18 protein-coding genes are annotated in these 17,913 nt (G+C 55.4%); 7 read left to right on the top strand and 11 right to left on the bottom strand.

Translation table 11 applies throughout. The annotated features are described in order from the left end of the window. Positions 1–92: 92 nt before the first annotated feature. The gene (locus DY252_RS19335; protein WP_064788813.1) at positions 93–1,346 is read left to right on the top strand and encodes a PQQ-dependent sugar dehydrogenase; all 1,254 of its coding nucleotides are present in this window, start codon (positions 93–95) and stop codon (positions 1,344–1,346) included. Beyond that, entirely contained in the window at positions 1,346–1,957 is a 612-nt protein-coding gene (locus DY252_RS19340) for a c-type cytochrome (RefSeq protein ID WP_064788812.1), read from the top strand. Before DY252_RS19335 ends, DY252_RS19340 begins: the two co-directional genes overlap by 1 nt. A gap of 36 nt (positions 1,958–1,993) precedes the next feature. Here the strand turns inward: DY252_RS19340 and DY252_RS19345 are convergent, their stop codons facing one another. From DY252_RS19345 to DY252_RS19370, 6 genes are all read right to left on the bottom strand, one after another. Beyond that, entirely contained in the window at positions 1,994–3,244 is a 1,251-nt protein-coding gene (locus DY252_RS19345; RefSeq protein WP_245960862.1) for a transporter substrate-binding domain-containing protein, read from the bottom strand. A 197-nt stretch (positions 3,245–3,441) separates the two neighbouring features. Next, the gene (locus DY252_RS19350) at positions 3,442–4,011 is read right to left on the bottom strand and encodes a DUF2889 domain-containing protein (RefSeq protein ID WP_064788810.1); all 570 of its coding nucleotides are present in this window, start codon (positions 4,009–4,011) and stop codon (positions 3,442–3,444) included. A gap of 212 nt (positions 4,012–4,223) precedes the next feature. After that, positions 4,224–4,673, bottom strand: a complete 450-nt coding sequence (locus DY252_RS19355; protein ID WP_008889897.1) for a CBS domain-containing protein — start codon at positions 4,671–4,673, stop codon at positions 4,224–4,226. A 252-nt stretch (positions 4,674–4,925) separates the two neighbouring features. Then, positions 4,926–6,200, bottom strand: coding sequence for an HlyC/CorC family transporter (locus tag DY252_RS19360; RefSeq protein ID WP_008889896.1), 1,275 nt, complete (start codon positions 6,198–6,200; stop codon positions 4,926–4,928). 179 nt (positions 6,201–6,379) lie between these two features. Further along, a complete protein-coding gene (aroB, locus tag DY252_RS19365; protein WP_064788809.1) occupies positions 6,380–7,495 on the bottom strand; it encodes a 3-dehydroquinate synthase in 1,116 nt (371 codons plus the stop codon). Positions 7,496–7,499: 4 nt separating this feature from the next. Continuing rightward, complete coding sequence (locus tag DY252_RS19370; protein WP_231959706.1) at positions 7,500–8,111, bottom strand: shikimate kinase; 612 nt, start codon at positions 8,109–8,111, stop codon at positions 7,500–7,502. A 387-nt stretch (positions 8,112–8,498) separates the two neighbouring features. Here DY252_RS19370 and DY252_RS22210 point away from each other — a divergent pair, with 387 nt between their 5' ends. From DY252_RS22210 to DY252_RS19390, 5 genes are all read left to right on the top strand, one after another. Continuing rightward, entirely contained in the window at positions 8,499–8,636 is a 138-nt protein-coding gene (locus DY252_RS22210; RefSeq protein WP_165374927.1) for a hypothetical protein, read from the top strand. Position 8,637: 1 nt separating this feature from the next. After that, on the top strand, positions 8,638–10,704 hold the full coding sequence (locus DY252_RS19375) for a hypothetical protein (RefSeq protein WP_064788807.1): 2,067 nt from the start codon (positions 8,638–8,640) through the stop codon (positions 10,702–10,704). A 27-nt stretch (positions 10,705–10,731) separates the two neighbouring features. Then, complete coding sequence (xerD, locus tag DY252_RS19380; RefSeq protein WP_064788806.1) at positions 10,732–11,682, top strand: site-specific tyrosine recombinase XerD; 951 nt, start codon at positions 10,732–10,734, stop codon at positions 11,680–11,682. Between the two features lie 258 nt (positions 11,683–11,940). After that, on the top strand, positions 11,941–13,740 hold the full coding sequence (locus DY252_RS19385; protein ID WP_231959705.1) for an EAL domain-containing protein: 1,800 nt from the start codon (positions 11,941–11,943) through the stop codon (positions 13,738–13,740). Positions 13,741–13,868: 128 nt separating this feature from the next. Further along, positions 13,869–14,222, top strand: a complete 354-nt coding sequence (locus DY252_RS19390; protein ID WP_064788805.1) for a hypothetical protein — start codon at positions 13,869–13,871, stop codon at positions 14,220–14,222. 15 nt (positions 14,223–14,237) lie between these two features. Here the strand turns inward: DY252_RS19390 and DY252_RS19395 are convergent, their stop codons facing one another. From DY252_RS19395 to DY252_RS19415, 5 genes are read right to left on the bottom strand one after another with little or no spacing between them, the layout of a single operon-like run. Then, entirely contained in the window at positions 14,238–14,897 is a 660-nt protein-coding gene (locus tag DY252_RS19395; protein ID WP_064788804.1) for a DUF459 domain-containing protein, read from the bottom strand. After that, positions 14,894–16,252: a CCA tRNA nucleotidyltransferase gene (locus tag DY252_RS19400; protein WP_231959704.1), complete on the bottom strand. Its 1,359-nt coding sequence runs from the start codon at positions 16,250–16,252 to the stop codon at positions 14,894–14,896. Before DY252_RS19400 ends, DY252_RS19395 begins: the two co-directional genes overlap by 4 nt. A 30-nt stretch (positions 16,253–16,282) precedes the next feature. Further along, on the bottom strand, positions 16,283–16,570 hold the full coding sequence (locus tag DY252_RS19405; protein ID WP_008889887.1) for a hypothetical protein: 288 nt from the start codon (positions 16,568–16,570) through the stop codon (positions 16,283–16,285). Between the two features lie 23 nt (positions 16,571–16,593). After that, positions 16,594–17,238 (bottom strand): CoA pyrophosphatase, encoded by a 645-nt coding sequence (locus DY252_RS19410; protein WP_064788803.1) that lies wholly within the window; start codon positions 17,236–17,238, stop codon positions 16,594–16,596. Continuing rightward, positions 17,235–17,816 carry a DUF1285 domain-containing protein gene (locus DY252_RS19415; protein WP_063089140.1) on the bottom strand — a complete coding sequence of 194 codons (582 nt, stop codon included), beginning with the start codon at positions 17,814–17,816 and terminating at the stop codon, positions 17,235–17,237. Before DY252_RS19415 ends, DY252_RS19410 begins: the two co-directional genes overlap by 4 nt. Between the last annotated feature and the right edge of the window lie 97 nt (positions 17,817–17,913).

Below are 17,913 nucleotides of genomic sequence, written 5' to 3' on the forward strand. Positions count from 1 at the left end.
CGCAATGCTTATACACAAGCCGTGCGAATGGTGAAGTTCGCGCGGCACGGGTGCCGGTCAATGGCATCCGCTACAATCGGGAGGACTACGTAATGACGAAACGCCTTCTAATGGCGAGCATTGCGCTTGCCATGTCCGGAACCGCCTATGCGCAAGCACCTGCGCCGGACAATCTTGAAAAACTCTCCAACTTCCAATCAACCGGAACGACAGAATTCACCGTCATCGAACAGGGTGGTGATTACGCCGAAGGGATCAAAAAGACCCTTGAGCGCATCAAGCTTCCTGATGGTTTCAAGATCGGCCTTTATGCTATTGTCCCCGATGCCCGCCATATTGCCGTCGGGCCACAGGGGGTTGTGACCTTTGTCGGCACGCGCAAGGACAAGGTGTGGTCGGTCACAGACCGCAACAAGGACCGTGTCGCCGATGAGGTCAAGGACTTCGCCCCGTCGCTTCGATTTAGCATCCCGAACGGTCCGTGTTTCTCGTCGGACGGATTCCTTTATATCGCCGAACAGAACCGTGTTCTGGTATTCCCGGCGGCCGAGTTCTTCTATGAAAGCCCGGACGTTGCCGCGTTCAACGTTGTCAAACAGGGTGATCTGATCCCACCGGCCGAGGAAAGCTATAACCACACCGCGCGTGTCTGCAAAATCGGCCCGGACGGGAAACTTTATATCTCGCTTGGTCAGCCATTCAACGTGGCGCCGGAAGACAAGCTGGATCTTTATCGCGAGTGGGGAATTGGTGGCATCATCCGCATCAATACCGATGGTTCTGATCGCGAAGTATACACATACGGGGTGCGCAACTCCGTTGGTCATGACTTCCATCCGGTCACAGGTGAGCTGTGGTGGACCGATAACCAGGTCGATGGCATGGGCGATGATATCCCGCCCGGCGAGATCAACCATCAAACCGCCGCAGGCCAACATTTTGGCCATCCGTGGTATGGCGGCGGTGATGTCCGCACCAATGAATATGCCGGTCAGGAAGTGCCCTATGATGTGGTCATGCCTGCGGTTGAAACCGTGGCGCATGCCGCCGACCTTGGCATGAGCTTCTATACCGGCAACATGTTCCCGGCCAAATACAAGAACACGATCTTTTCGGCCCAGCATGGGTCGTGGAACCGCACAACCCCGGTGGGCGCGCGGGTGATGGTCACCTTCATTGACGATGAAGGTAACGCCACCATCGAACCGTTTGCCGAAGGCTGGATTGACGAGAACGAGGAATACCTTGGACGTCCGGTTGATGTTGCCCAATTACGTGATGGCTCGATCCTTGTTTCCGATGATCTGGCCGGTGCGTTGTATCGCATCTGGTATGAGGGCAATTGATGCGCAGATTTATGATCGCACTCCTCGGCGGGCTTTTGTCCGCCGGGGGCGTGTCCAATGTGGCGGCCCAAGATACGCCCACACCAGATGCCGACGCCCTTCAGGATGGCCGCAAGGTTGCCGGAATGTGTCGCACCTGTCACGGGCTTGATGGGCTGGCACGCATTCCGATTGCGCCGCATATCGGGGGCGAGCCGGTCGATTATCTGATCGCCCAGCTAAACGCCTTCAAGACCGGCAAACGCGAGCATGAAATGATGACCGTGGTGGCAAGCGGCCTGTCTGATGATCAGATCAGCAAGGTTGCGCTTTGGTTCAGCCATTTCGAGGTATCAGGCACCTTGCCCGCCGACACATCCGAGGATGACGCACCTGAACTTTGCGTTGGCTGTCATAGTGCGAATGGCATTTCAACACTGGAAGACGCCCCCAATCTGGCGGGCGAGACCAATATATATATCGAAACGCAACTTAAGGCTTTTCGCACAGGCAAGCGGGTTCATGACGTCATGACACCGATTGCCAAGGACCTGACGGATGCGGAGATGCAGGCCGCGGCAGACTGGTACAGCAATATCGCGATTGAAATTTCCGAGCCGCCCGGCAAGTAATCCGGGCGATTTGCCGATGCCTACCGATGCCTGATCTCAGCTTTCCGGACGCAGTGCTGCGGAAACGTTCAGGCCTACGGTCAGGGCGGCAAGTGTCTGACCACTATCCGGGTCAATGATCGGCACCGTGATTTGCGACAGGAACGCACGGGTCGAGGCGTCATACCAAATATCAGTGATCAGTGCCTTTTCACGATTAAGGCTATCGATCATCTGAAACTGGGCTTCGTCACTCTGATCAAAATCCGATGTCAGGCGGCTCATGCCGATGATCTGACCATGGGTGTCAAAAACGAATGCCTCTGCCACTTGCTCGCCGATGCTGGCCTGAAACGTGCGAAGGTATTTTGACAAATCATTGCCAAGGATTTCCGTCGCGATTGCACTGGCGGCACCTTCGCGCGCCAGCGTGATCCATTCTTGATCAGTCAGACGTTTTTGATCGGAACTCTGTATTTCAGTCCCATCCAACTGGTTAAAAACATGGCCCAAAAGTTCCGGGGAACTTGCAAACTGGCGAATACCGGGCAGTTGAACATTCTGGATTGCTTCGCGTTCCCAGGCTTCCAAATGCATCGGGCGGGTTTCACAAAATTCCAAAACGGCATTGAGGTCATCAAGCAGCCGCGGGAAAGTCGCAACGTAATGTTTGGAAAAATACACAACCAGCGGAACATAGCGTTCGAACTGCATCCGGAACTTATCGGCTGTCAGTTGCAGTTCCTTGCGGGCGAATTCAAAACTGTGCTTATCCACAAGGGCATATTCGACCCGACCTGCTGCTACTTGCGCGACCAGTGATGCAATCGAAGGTACGCGCATCACATCCGTGTAACCCTGTTCGAGCAGCCATTCGGCCTCGTTCGATCCCAGTATTGCCCCGACAGTTGAAAAATCACCAGGCTTTGGACGCCGACTGACACGGGGATCATCCGATTTGATTGCGGGCGACACCCACACCCATTTTTCAAGCGCCAACGGATTTGACGCCACGGCGTATTCGTCCATCGCGTCGCTGATGCGGGCCAAAAAGAACCCGTCGGCCTTGCCGGTGCGCACCATTTCGCGGTTACGTTGGCGGGGTGCAATCGCCAGCCCATAGCCAATATCAAGCCGATCAAACACACAGTTCAGGATCGAAACCGAATATCCGCTGAGTATGCCGTTTTGAAGTTCCTGATAGGGGGGGTGCAGGTTGGTCTGCAAGATCAGGAAGCCATCCTGTTCGTCAAGATTGGCTTGTCCGGCTTCTGCCTGTGGCGATGCAAGATCATGCGCGGTCGCCAAGGATGATATCAGAAGCAAAATGGCGGTCACGCAACAACAGAACACCGTCATTTCAAACGGATGCAAGAAGCCTTTGCAATCTTTCTTGTTATTGGCGTTTCCACACCGGCGCAACATGAACACACGCCACCTGACAATTACACGTTACGGACCATTTGGATATTGGACCGCAAAGATGCACTTGCAAGACGCCCCGGTTAATCGTCACCGGTATAGAGTTCCGGGGATATCCGTTTGACGGCGGGCCCGTCACTGCGCCAGCCATGGCAGGTATTGATCAAGGGATTGCGTCGTGGCGGTTTGTCATCGGTTTCATCGCGTGCCTGCAGGGATTCCTTTGCAAGGATCGGGAAAACTGTCTGAAACGCCGTGGTCGCAACCGGGCCCATCAATTCATTCAGATGCGTACAGCCATGAACGCCCCCCACCCGGTCGCGGATCTGTTTGCGCAGGCCCGGGCCAAGCTTCAAACCGACCAGCTTTTCGTAATTCGGGGCAATCGCATCACAGGCCGAAAACGGGGCATAGTCGGTTACGGCCTCGACCTCGCGGATCACAAGATCATCGCCAATGGTAACGCGTATCCACATCCCGTGGACCGGCTCGCCAGCGGGGATTTCACCCCGATCATGATTGGAAAAACCATAGGTTTTAACATCGGTGATGTGGCCTTCGATATCCCAAAGGCCGTCTTTGCGCCGGAACCCCTGACAGGTCACCGTGCGTGTATGGATGTGTTCGCGTTCTGCGGGGCGGGACAGTGGCATCGGAATTTCTCCTTTACGTAAACGTAAAGACGTTCACCTGCACGCTGTCAAGTCGCAAACGCATTTTCCGTCATTCCCGCCGCCCAAACCTGGCAGCGAAAGACGGTCACCGGAATTTCGGGAAATTCATCCGAATTCATCACAGTGCAAAGGTCTGACGGGAACTCCCCGTCAGGCCGATGCCATATGCCTTATCCGAAAAACCGGTGACTTCAGGCCACGCCGTAGTCCGAACCGAAGATGAACTTTTCGCGTTCCCGAACATCTTCTTCGAGTTGGCGTTTGACCACGTTAAACAGGTCACGGATCGACACCATGCCAACAACCTTGTCGCCATCGACAACCGGCAGGTGGCGGTATCGACGTGCACTCATCAGATCAAGTGCACTCATGGCGGAATCATTCGGGCCAAGCGTATCGGGATCAGCGGTCATGACTTTGGAAAGCGGCACAGATGCCGCATCCAGCCCCTTTGCCACCACGCGGTTGACAAGATCACGCTCGGTAAAAATTCCAGCCAGTCTGGCGTTGTTATCAACGATGATGACAGCGCCAATCTTACGCTCGGCCATCATGGTGACGGCATCCATCACGGAATCGGCGGGGTTGAGTGTCGCGATGGATTGTTCCTGGACCACACCCGGTACAATTTTCGTATCCATGCATCTCTCTCTGCAGGTTGCTATTGCCACATGCCCAAACCCGATCAGATCATCTGGTTTCACACTGAGTGATGTCATATAGAAATGACGTCACTGGATGACACAGTGTGACGGGCCCTTATTTGCAAGTGGCCCTGCAATCCTGTGGGTCAAGACCCTGAAACAAGAGTTTAACCCATAAGTAGATAAAGCTGAAATTTTTTACGCTATAGTGGTTTGTCGGCAACACACCGGTAAAGCGGGCAAGAAGGTTTATTCCTGCTCTTCCCCGGCCGGATCGGTCACCGCACGCAGACGTACACGGGTGATCTGGTTGCGAATACGCCGCAGCACTTCAAACTCAAAGCCATGGAAACGGAACTGTTGCCCGACATCGGGAATACGGCGGGTTTCATACAGCAAAAGGCCGGCCACGGTGGCGGCTTCTTCATCCGGAAGACGCCATCCGAAGCGACGGTTCAAATCGCGAATGGTAACATCACCGCGCACAATGACCGATCCGTCAGCCTGTGGCTGGACACCAACCACTTCGACGTCGGTTTCATCGGCAATATCGCCAACGATTTCTTCCAGAATGTCTTCAAGCGACACAACGCCTTCGAACGCGCCATATTCGTCAACAACGATGGCAAAATGTTCGTGCCGTTCCTTGAACGCCTTGAGCTGGTCGGCAAGGGTGGTTGAATCCGGAATAAACCAGGGTTCGGAACTCAGTTCGCGGACATCCTCGGCACTGGCGGGCTTGGCCCCGCGCACAATCGCCTTGAGAACTTCACGCGCATGCAGGACGCCGACAATGTTGTCCGGGTCCTTTTCGTAGATCGGAATGCGGGTGTGCGGACTTGCCAGAACCGTATCAAGGATTTCTTCCATCGGGCGGGAAATGTCGATCATCTGCACCTTGCGACGGTGCACCATGATTTCCCAAACGCCGACATCTTCGAGATCAAGCACCCCGTGCAACATGGTGCGTTCGGCATGATGGTTACCGACAACCACGTCATCGGCATGCAGTTCGATGGCACCACGCAATTCACGTTCGCTATCAAGCCCGGGGCCCTCGCCACTGCCAAACAGGCGCAGGGTGGCCTGCACCAGGACCTGAATGGTCTGGGTGATCGGCGCGAACAGCACGACAAGGATGCTCATCGGGCGCGCGACCCGCAGCGCCATGGTATCGGCATGCTGAAGCGCGTAGGTCTTTGGCAGAATTTCCGAGAAAATCAGAACAAGCGCGGTCATCACGGCCGTTGCATACACGACACCGTTTTCACCAAACAGTTCGATCATCACCGATGTTGCAAGGGCAGAGGCCAGAATGTTGACCATGTTGTTGCCAAGCAGGATCGCGCCCAGCAACCGTTCCTGATACCGCCGCAACCTGTTGACGATTGCGGCCCGAATGTCACCATCCTGTTCCTTGTGATGCATGACCGGACGCGACGCCGCCGTCAGCGCGGTTTCCGAGCCAGAAAAGAATGCCGAAAGCATCAGCAGCAAAAAAATCACGACAATCGTGATCGTCATTCAGGGCCGTCTCCAAGCGGTGATTGCAACAGAGCAAGTTTGTTCTGTGTTCATCTATAAGGTCAAATGCCGTTAAATAAGTTAACAACAACACATTGGCGGCAAAGTCACCACCGCGAAGTGATCGCCACCATGCACGTCCGTCGACCCACACGCATTGTGGATCAGAATAAAATTGATCAACCGCGACAGGATCGGGTGATCGCCGCACGCATTTTTTCAACATCCATTGCCTTGGATGTAAATACCTTGCCGATCCCGCGGGTCATCACAAAGGTGATCTCGCCGTCGCGGACTTTTTTGTCGCGCGACATGTGACTGATCACCTTGTCGATATCCCAATGCATGCCCGTGACCTCGGACGCCGTCACCGGAAGACCAACCGATTTCAGATGGGCAACAATTCGGTCTTTCTCGCCCGCAGGCGCCATACCCATGGCACCACAAACGTCATGGGCAATGACCATCCCCATGGCAACGGCTTCGCCATGCAAAAGCTTTTCGCCATATCCGGTTTCGGCTTCCAGCGCGTGGCCAAAGGTGTGACCAAGGTTCAAAAGTGCGCGCTTGCCGCCTTCGCGTTCATCTTCGGACACAATGCGGGCCTTCGCCGCACAGCTTTTGATCACGGCCTGACGGCGCTCAGGCCCGTCTTTATCAAGAACCGCCTGCCCGTTTTCTTCAAGCCAGGCAAAGAATTCCGGATCATCGATCAGGCCGTATTTCGCAATCTCGGCATAACCAGACCGCAATTCACGTGCAGGCAAGGTATCAAGAACGGATGTATCGGCCAGGACCAGACGCGGTTGGTGAAACGCACCAATCAGGTTCTTGCCCGACTTGGAATTGATCCCGGTCTTGCCGCCAACGGAGCTATCGACTTGCGACAGCAAAGTGGTCGGGATCTGAACGAAATCAAGACCGCGCAACAAAGACGCCGCAACAAACCCGGCAAGATCGCCGACAACCCCGCCACCCAGGGCAATGATCAGGGTGGACCGTTCGATCCCCATCGCCAAAATCTGTTCGACAACGTTTTCGAACATGGCAAAGCTTTTGGACTTTTCACCAGACGGCACAACGACTTCACGGTGAGGAATGCCCGCCCCGTCAAGCGATGCCAGAACGGTCGGCAAATGATTGTCCGACAGTGCCGCATCGCTGATCACGACCACACCGGCCTTCTTGACGAACGGGGCAATATATTTGGCGGTATCGGCCAAAAGGTTGCTGCCAACAAGGATGTCATAGCTGCGCGCGCCAAGGTCGACGCGAAGGGTGTCGTGATTGCTCACTCTGTCAGGTTCCTGTCTTGATCAACTGACCATCGTCATCAAAGGAATTGGCAAGCAGTTCAAGAACCGCATCGCGGGTGGCTTCCTTTGAGGATTCATCACAGTCGAAAATAATGTCTGCCCCAGCATAGACCGGGTAACGCGTCTCGATCAAATCCGCGAGAATTTGTCTGGGATCACCGTTATTGAGTAACGGACGATGGGTCCGCCCGCTGGTGCGGTGCATCAGCAGATCAAGGTCGGCACGCAGCCAGACCGATACGGATTTTTCGAGGATTAATTGTCGGGTACGTTCGCGAATAAACGCACCACCGCCAGTGGCCAACACGATCTGTTCGCCATCAAGCAAACGGGCAATTACACGTTCCTCGCCGTCGCGAAACGCCTCTTCGCCATACAGCTTGAAGATATCGGCGATCGAGCAGCCAGCGGCTTCTTCAATTTCGCGGTCGGCATCGACAAAATCCAGCTTGAGTTCCTTGGCGACCATACGGCCGATGCAGCTTTTTCCTGCACCCATTAGTCCAATGAACACCAATGTCCGGCCTTTCAGGCCGTCCCGAATTTTGGCGATCACGTCTTCGTGCAAACCCGACTCGGCAATGTTGCTGTCCATGTTCGGTTTGCAGTCCTGTGGTTCAATCATTGAGATACAAATTACCCAAATCTTTAGGCCAGCTTGCCCCCGAACGCAAGCAAACCGGACAGAAAACACGACAAAAATACTGCGCCAAATTGCCCCTTTCAGTCACTTTAGGCATGCGTGTGCATCGTTTTGCCCAATGTTGTTCTGCGCGATGGCATTAACTCTCTGTGAGTAACAGGCACTTATACTGCCTTTAAGTTGCCGAATTGGAGTGCGACCAACCCAATGCGATGACGGGTTCAAGAAACTTGGACGGATGGCCAGAATGATTGGCGGTTGCGGTTCTTGCATCTTTGATTTTCGTCCGCATACTGGTATTCGCGTCCATCGCTTAAACGCTTCGAAGTCTGGATTAAAATGAGAATTTTATCGCGCATCATCCTGTTGCTGGTTATCGCCGTGATTGCCGGCGGTGCCACTTTCCTGGTGACCTGGGACATTCCTGCCCCGACCGCCCAAATCGAAGAAACCATCCCGAATTCGAGGTTTAACTAAGATGACATTGCGTTCCCGCCTGTTAATGCAGACCTGTGTACTGGCCATGATGACGGGAACGGGACTTGGTTCCGCCCCTGCAAACGCGCAAAACTCGGCCCCCGTGCCGTTGTTTTTAAAACAGGAAGCAGAACAGGACGCGGAACGCCAGGTTGCCCCAAGCCCGACCAATCCGGGGGCCACATCGGCCCCGCGATCAGGCGGCTTTGGCAATACGTCATCTGGCACCACCGAGACTGATACATTCCCGTCGGATCCGAACGCGGTGCAATCGCTGTCGCTTGGCGCGGTCGACGCCGAGGCCGTCGGGACCATTGATCAATCGCGTGGCGGCCTTGGCACCGATATGTGGAACGGCACCACCCGCCGGTCTGCTGCACAACTGATTTCAGAATTGCCCGCGACCCCGGCGACCCATGCTGCGCGTGACTTGCAAAAACGCCTGCTTCTGTCCGCAGCAGCCCTGCCACAGGGGTCGGCCGATATCAGCCTGCTTGAAGCACGTGTTGCAAAGCTGATCGAGATGGGTGCGCTTGATGACGCCATAGAACTTGTTCGCGCCGCCCCGCAAGGATCGCGCGGCTCGATGCTGGCGCAGGCAGAGGTCAATGCCCTTCTGATTGGCTCCAGAATTGATGCGGCGTGTGACGCGATTGAAGGTTACGGCGCAAGTTACGAGGAGCTTTTCTGGCTCAAGGCGGCGGCGATGTGCGCGTTTTACGCCAACGATCCGACTTCGGCGGCCTTCACCGTCGACCTTGTGCGTGAAATGGGTGGCGAAGGCGATGCCACGTTCTTTGGTCTGGTTTCCGCAATCCGCAGTGGCAGTACTGCCGATGCCGACTTGCTAAATGACTTGCGCCCGATCGATCTGGCACTTCTGGCGATTGCCAAACAATCGATCCCAACCAGCCAGCTTGAAACCGACAATCCAGCCGCCATCATTGGCATTACCACTGCCAATGCGACTGCGACCGACGTTCGCCTTGAGGCCGCCCGCAAGGCTGAAAATCTTGGCCTGATCAGCCCGGAAAAGCTGGCTGATGTGTATCAGTCGGTGAGTTTCGAACCGGCGGCATTGGAAAGCGTTCTTGATGATGCCAGCGAAGGCATTCAGGCGCGACAGTATGCCAAGCTTTATCAGGCCGCAGCGCAAAGTGATGTTGCCGCCGCACGGGCCGAAATTCTGGCCGCCCTGTTTGAAGCCGCCGATTTTGAAGGCGATTTCATGCAGGCCGCAAGGCTGGCAGCGCCGCTGATGACCGACATTCCGGTGAATGGCGACTTTTCGTGGTTTGCTGTTCCCGCCCTTCGGGCATCAATTGCCGCAAACAATTTCGAGCGGGCCGAGAACTGGCTTCAGGTTGCAAAATCATCGGCCAATGCATCGAATGACATTTCATCACGCCTGAGCCTGCTTTATCCGGTTCTGGCGATTTCCGGTCTTGAAGAAACAGGTGCCGTTCGACCGATGGCCATGGCATCGGATGGAAGCTCTTCGCAGAGTTTTGGGTCTGATCCACAATCCGGCCCAACGCAAAACTTCGGTCTTGGCGGTGCAGTCGTGCCGGGCGCACCGACATCAAGTGGCGGCATGGCATCGGCAACCGTGATGCCCAACTCGGCCTCGGCCGAGGATGTGCAAAGCGCATCTGATCGCGCAGCCGCCCTTGCCCGCCATCGTGCCCGCATGGTCGAATGGCAGGAAATGCAGGCTGCGCGCGGTGATCAGGCCGCTGCACGACGTTATAGCGAACTGATCTTCAACCTGTTTGAAGGTTTCGGCATCGAAGTCCCCAATACGTTGTGGGACAGCATTCTGACCGCACCCTATGCCGAACAACGCATGACAACCAGCAGTGCGGTTTCGCATCAACTCAACGCAGCTGCGGCGGCGCGACAAAAGGCGAAAACCGCGGCATTGGCCATTCAGGCCCAGCAGGTCGCAGCCGTTGATAATGCCGACCCCAAAGTCCTTAGCGATACCGTTACGTCGCTTCTGATCATCGGGCAGGAAAATGACGCACGGCGTCTGGCGACAGAACTGCTGATGTCGTTTAATCAGTAGGCTCTTTAATCACTGGCAGGACCGGTCATGGCCAAGGCACTGACAAGCTCGTTGATATCGGCCTTTCTGGAAATGATGGCCGCAGAACGCGGGGCCAGTGTGCACACGCTTGACGCCTATCGGCGTGATCTTGAAGATTATGCGTCATCGCTGACTGCGGGCAAAGCCGATCCGGTATCGGCAAGTGATGCGGATGTCCGACGCTATATGGCCGAACTGGGGTCTGCCGGGCTCGCCCCGCGGACACAGGCGCGACGCCTGTCGGCCTTGCGGCAGTTTCACAAGTTCCTTTATTCCGATGGGTATCGCGATGATGACCCGTCATCGAATATCGACAGCCCGCAACAGGGGCAGACCCTGCCAAAATTCCTGTCGATTGAAGAAATTGATCGTCTGATCATCGCCGCCACCAATCATCCGGGCATCAAGGGCAAGCGCTTACTTGCGATGATAGAGCTGATGTATGCCACCGGCATGCGCGTTTCGGAGCTGGTCGAGCTCCCCTTTGCCGCAGCCGCGCGTGATCCGCAGATGCTGATTGTGCGCGGCAAGGGCAGCAAGGAACGGCTGGTGCCGCTTTCCGATCCGGCCCGTGATGCGCTGCGTGATTATCTTGAAGTGCGTGATGCCTTCATTCCATCAGACAAATCAAACGGCCATGCCGACCGCCCCGGGCAATCCTCATACCTTTTCCCGTCACGCGGGAAAACCGGGCATTTGACCCGTCAGATGTTTCTGAAAATGATCAAGGATCTGGCGATTGAGGCCGGTGTCCCGCCATCAAAGGTATCGCCGCACGTCTTGCGCCATTCCTTTGCCAGTCACCTTCTGGCCAATGGGGCTGATTTGCGCAGCCTGCAAAAGATGCTGGGCCATTCAGATATCTCGACCACCCAGATTTATACCCATGTTCTCGAGTCACGGCTGCGCGGACTGGTTCAGGAACATCATCCGCTGGCCACACGGGCAATTGGTTAGTCGAGGCAGTATCGGGTTCGCCGATTTGTCTAACCCCTTTGTATAGAGATCCAGCCGTTTCTTGATGAAAAAGCGGATGTTTTCTGCGGATGTCACATATTCGTAACCCCACTGTCATGAACTTGTTGTCATATCTGGGATAACAGCAAACCTCGGAACTTCTAATTCTCACAACTTCCGGGAAAGCCGACCATTTTGAAGATCGGGGTACTGCATTTGACCTTTGATGCAGATGAACAGTGGATATCCGACCGACCCATGACCCAACCGGTCATGCTCCGTAACTGGCAGCAGGTCGTCGAAAAAGTCGACTTCGCCTTCCAGCCCATTGTTAGTCCGCACACCGGTCATGTTTTCGGCTATGAGGCGCTTTTGCGGCGCTGGGAAGAAGCCGGATTTACATCTATTCAGGCGCTGTTTGATACCGCATGGGATACTGGCAACCTGCACAGTGTCGATATGATGCTGCGCGCCAAGGCGATTGAGAAATTCGCGCGCTTTCCCGGCGCCAAGCGGCTCAAGCTTTTTTACAATTTCGACAATCGCGTCGTTAAGACCGAGGATTACCAACCCGGTCAGACTGCCGCCCTGCTGAGCGAAGCCGGACTTGAACGCGATACCATCTTCCTTGAGATTTCCGAACGCCACGACATCAGCAATGCCGGATACCTCAAAGACATTCTGGTGCGGTACCGCAGTCAGGGCTTCAAAATTGCCATTGATGATTACGGCAGCGGCTTTGCCCAGTTGCGCGCCCTTTATGAATGCGAACCAGACATCATCAAGATCGACCGGTTCTTTATCGATGGCATCGACCGTGACCGCCGCAAGGAACTGTTTGTCACGCAAATCACGGCGTTCGCCCACATGATTGCGGCACAGGTCGTCGCCGAAGGTGTGGAAACCCGTGAGGAGTTCCTGTGTTGTCGGCGTTTGGGCTGTGATCTAGTGCAGGGTTTCTTTATCGCGCGACCGTCACTCGATATTCCTGAACAGACCGATATTGTGTCGTCAGCAGCCGACATTGCCGCAGATTCGCGCCGCCAGTCGGATCGCGATGATGATGTTGTCAGATCCTACCTGCTGGAAACACCGGCCCTGCCGATTGATATCAATCCGGTCGATATCCTGAGTTACTTCCAACAAAATCCGGATATCTCGCTGGTGCCGGTGGTCGACCATGATGGAAAGCCATTGGGCATTGTCCGGGATTCAGAATTCAAGGCGTTTATCTACACGCCGTTTGGCCGTGAATTGCTGCAAAACCCGGCCAACCGGGCAAATATCAAACGCTTTTTACGCCGCTGCCCGGTTGCCGATATCCGCACCAGCCTGTCGGAGCTTCTGGAAACCTTTGTCGCGACCGAAGCGCTGGACGGGGTGATCCTGACGGAAAACGACCAGTATCTGGGGGTTCTGGATCAAAGTGCGCTTTTGCGGGCGGTCAATGAACGAAATACGCTAAATGCGCGCGATGAAAACCCGCTGACACGCCTGCCGGGCAATAGTGCGATTTATCGCTATGCCGCCCGTGCCCTGGCGGAGCCGCGCCGACGACGTTTTGCCGTCTATTTCGATTTCGACAATTTCAAACCGTTCAATGACCAATACGGGTTCCGCCAGGGTGACCGCGCGATCCTGCTTTTCAAGGATATCCTGGGCAAGGTCCTGAGCCAGAATGACTGGTTTGTTGGCCATATCGGCGGTGATGATTTCTTTGCCTATGTGCAATCGATTGATTTTGAGGATGCGGTCGCGGCTGTCCAACGGGTTCAGGCCATGTTTGATGCCCAGATCAAAAGCTTCTATGACCCGGAAACGCGTGAAAGTGGATACCTGACGGGCAAGGGACGCGATGGCCAACCCGCACGGTTTGATCTAATGAGTGTCAGTGCCGCACTGATCCGGATTCCGGCAGAACGCACCGACATCACCCTTGATCATATTTCGGTCGAAGCGGCGAAACTCAAGGCGCTAGCAAAGACCAGTCCACGCCGATTCGCGGCGGGTATTTACGACCCGGACAGCAACAACGCCAGCGAACCAAAACTTCTTTGATCGCTTTTTCAAAGACTTGTCATTTTTGTCGCTCTGAAGCGCAAATTAGGGCTTCAAATCCGAGTCACTCTGAGTAATATTCCGGCCGAATTAAAAACACCAATCGGTTCAAACGAGCAGTTCCGTCAATGGTAAATATCGCGCCTTTTTCTGATCTTTCGCTGTCCAATCCCGTCCGCCAGACCAGCCCCATCGCCCAGCAACGTGGCGATGAGCAACGTTTTGCCGAGCAAAACCGGATTATCGATGGGACACGCGCCTCTGTCCTGACATCGGATCAGGAGATCGAGCGCGCTGTTCAGTCCTATCAGCGCGACCGCAATGAACAAAAGCAGTTCCTGAAAGACGGCGAACAGAAAACAATTTCAGACAGCTATGTCGAAAAGATCTCATCACCGACATACAGTGCATCTGGCGATCCGTTGAATAATCTGACCGCCGGTGCCGGCGGACGTGGCCAGTATTTCGATATTCTGACCTGATCGCTTGTCCGCCCCTTAGTCGTCTGACGCCGAAAGACCGATAGTCTTTTGCACAGCACCCCATTCCCAGATCAAATCTGCCAGCCGGTCATAGCCGAACTTGTCGGGGTGATAGCCATCGCCGCGCCGTAATGCGCGTTGCCAAGTATCGTCTACAAGCGTCGTGGCAAGCAGATCGAGATAGGGCACATCAAACCCGCGCGCCGTTTCGAGATAAATCTGGTTCAGGCCTTCGAGGCGCTGGTTGATTTCCTGGCTGGATTTGCTGCCGTTAATCACGGCCTGCGGCCCGACCCAAAGGGTCGGTGCCAATTTGGAAGCCGCCCCGATAATCTCGGCGGCATTGGTGGCCGACTTTGCCGGGGACACCCGCATGGTGGTTTCCTCGCCCCGGTCTTCGGCGTGGTTGGCGTCATTCACCCCAAAACTGAAAATCAGGACCGTCGGGAATTCTTCAACCATGCGAAGGTTGGCTTCATCCTGCCAGCGGGCCTTGAGCCCCTCGGACGTTTCAGCGCGAATACCAAGGTTATAGATCGTGACGTCACGCCCGGCCTCGTCCAGAAGACGCCGCGCCAAACGCATCGGCCAGCCGCCCTTTTCACCGTCGCGAACACCATGAACCAGACTGTCACCAAAACAGCAAATCCGATGTCCAATTGCGCCTGTCGTCATTCGTTCTCCTCATCGCCTGCCGTGATCTGGCGGGCAATATAGTCCATCAATTCATCCCGACCGGGTTGGAAGTCGCGATCGATCCAGTATTCCTCGGCCTGTCTTAAAAGCGCCCCGACACGCGGCCCTGCAGGTGCAAGGCCAGCTTTCAGAATATCACGGCCTTGTATCGGCAATTTCACCGGTTGCCAGTTTGCTGCGGCCTCAATCAGGGCTTTCCATTCGTCATTTTCTGCGCGTGTGCAACGTGGTGGCACCGCGGCGCGCGCACTCCACGCCAAGAGCACCGCATCACGAAATGCGGCGGCCCCCATCCGGTAAAGATCGCGGCGCACGATTTCCGGCCGCAATTTCGGATCAATCAGCGGCGCATGCGCGACCATTTCGGCAAAACGGTCGGTTTCCTCGTTCGACAGTCGCAAATCGCGCGCAAAGCGTTCGGCTGCGGCCAGATTGTCTTCGTCATCATCGCTGTTGCGTCTATCGCCCCCCGGCGCAAACAGTGCCGCAAGGCGGCGCAGCGGATCAGGCTGGATCGCCGGATCGGCAAGGGCGGTGCTATCAAGCCACTGCATGATGCGCAGGCAATCGGTGTGGATCAGTTTGGGCAGAATGGCAGGTAAAATGCCAAAACCGATCATGTCGTTGATCGTACCAGCAGGACTGCGCGAGCGCAGAAGCTTGAACATCTCGTCGCGAATACGTTCGACCGAAATATCATGAAGACCGTTTACCGCCTTGCGACAGGCTTCCGCCCCGACGGGATCAATCGGCGGGCGTCCAAACCACGCCTGAAAGCGGAAAAACCGCAAGATGCGCAGGAAATCCTCGGCAATCCGGTTTTCGGCCACCCCGATGAACCGCACGCGCCCGTCGCGCAAATCGGTTTCGCCATCAAACGGGTCATAGATCGTGCCATCAAGGTCGCAGTAAATGGCGTTGAAGGTAAAATCACGGCGCTTGGCATCTTCAAGCCAGCTGTCGGTAAAGGCGACCTCCGCATGGCGGCCATCGGTCAGGACATCGACACGAAGCGTCGTAATTTCATACGCCCCGGCATCGGTAATTGCCGTGACAGTTCCGTGCTTAAGGCCAGTGGGGATGACCCGGATACCCGCCTTTTCCAGCGCGGCCTGCGTTTCCTCAGGTGCGAGATCACAGGCGATATCGACATCGACCAGATCACGTTTAAGCAACGCATCGCGCACGACGCCGCCAACAAAGCGCGCACAGCCACCTTGCTGCGCAATGGCATCAAACACGCGGGCGGTATCATCGGCGACCATGATCCCGTATGGCCGCAATCTGCCGGTTACTTCGAGTGCTGTCATCGTTGCCTTGTTGCCACCTGTCATAACAAGTGCCACGACGGTGGCTGGGCTGTTCTATTCCTTGGGTTCGAAATAGCCCGGCTCGACCACGCCGTCACGCAATACCGGCGCATGATAAATGGAATCGGGCGGCGCACCAGTCCCAAGTGCAGTGAAAATCAGGATTGCAGCGGTCAGCAACACGCCCAAACCAAACAGCATCAGCCACGGCCCCTTGTTCCATGGCGGGATGATGTCATGACCTTCACGGATGGCCTTGGCACGGGCCCATTTCAGCCACAGCCCGTAAATCACAAAGGGCAGGATCAGAGGAAGACCGATCTGGATGATTTGTCGCAACATAAAGCTCTGTCCTAATATTCGGATTAACGGTTAAGCGATGGCGCATTGGCCCGGATGACTTCAGAGAAGTTGACCAGCATCCCAGCGGTCGCGCCCCAAATGTAATATTCGCGATACGGAATCGCAAAATACCGCCTGCGGGTGCCCTCGAACGTTACGGTTTGCAGTTTCTGATTTCGTGGATCAAGAATGAAACTGAGCGGCACTTCAAACACTTCGGCCACTTCGTGGTCATCGGGCTTAAGATCAAATGGCGGTGTAATCAGACCGACAACCGGGGTCACCTGATAGCCGGTCACGGTGTAATAATCATCAATCCGACCCACCAGATCGATGTGACGGCGGGCAAGACCAATTTCTTCCTCCGTCTCGCGGAGCGCGGTTTCTTCAAGGGTCGCATCGAATTCTTCCTGCCGCCCGCCGGGAAAACTAATCTGACCTGCATGGTCGCTGAGGTGATCAGTACGCCTTGTCAGGATCACATGCAAACCCGCATCGCGTTTGACCAGCGGCACCAGAACGGCTGCCGGACGCGAAATCAGTTCCCCGTCAGCAAATGCCCGTGCGCGCGATTTCGAACCCGGAAAGTCCACCGCATGGTCGCCACGGCGCTGCAAAACATCGCCAGCTGGCGCGCGCAAGGCGGCAACGATGTCATCGGGTGTCATTCCGTGGCCTCCATCCGACCGATCTCAAAAAACTTCCCATGACTGTAAACACCGATACGTATCATGTTGTGGTCAGGGTCACTAATTTCTTCGGCCAATTCGACCAATTGATAGAACACCGCCCGGTTCAGGCGCGCTTCAAGGCCGCGCTCCAACCCGACATAAGGCGATGGTTCATCGGTTTCGGGGTCGTGTTCGACGCGCAGGGGATGATCATCATCAAGTTCCACCCACTGGTCGATATTGGTCCGAAAACGGATGTTCTGATCTTTGCCTTCGCCTTCGTTTTGCATTTCAACTGCGATAAAGGCGACGTCCTCGACCTCGATCCGGGCCATCTCGGCCGGGGTCACCAACCAGTGCCCGCCTTCCTCATCACGCTGCAACACGGAAGAAAAAAGCTTAACCAGCTCAATTCGGCCAATCGGACCACCTTGATAGAACCAGGTTCCATCCCGACCTATAGACATAGGGATATCGCCACAGATTTGTGGGTGCCGCCCGGTGTCGGGCTTCTGCCCGCGCAAGCGCGTCCACAACTTCTCGGCGAGATCGATGGTTTTTTGGTTTTCATTCATGCTGTAGAGTTGATCCTGAACCAGACGTTTTCCCGTTATGCTTATGCGATTTCATCTGCGTTCTCTGGCCTGCCAACGCCTGCACTGCAACATAGGA

The organism is Thalassospira indica, from assembly GCF_003403095.1.
Lineage (GTDB): Bacteria > Pseudomonadota > Alphaproteobacteria > Rhodospirillales > Thalassospiraceae > Thalassospira > Thalassospira indica.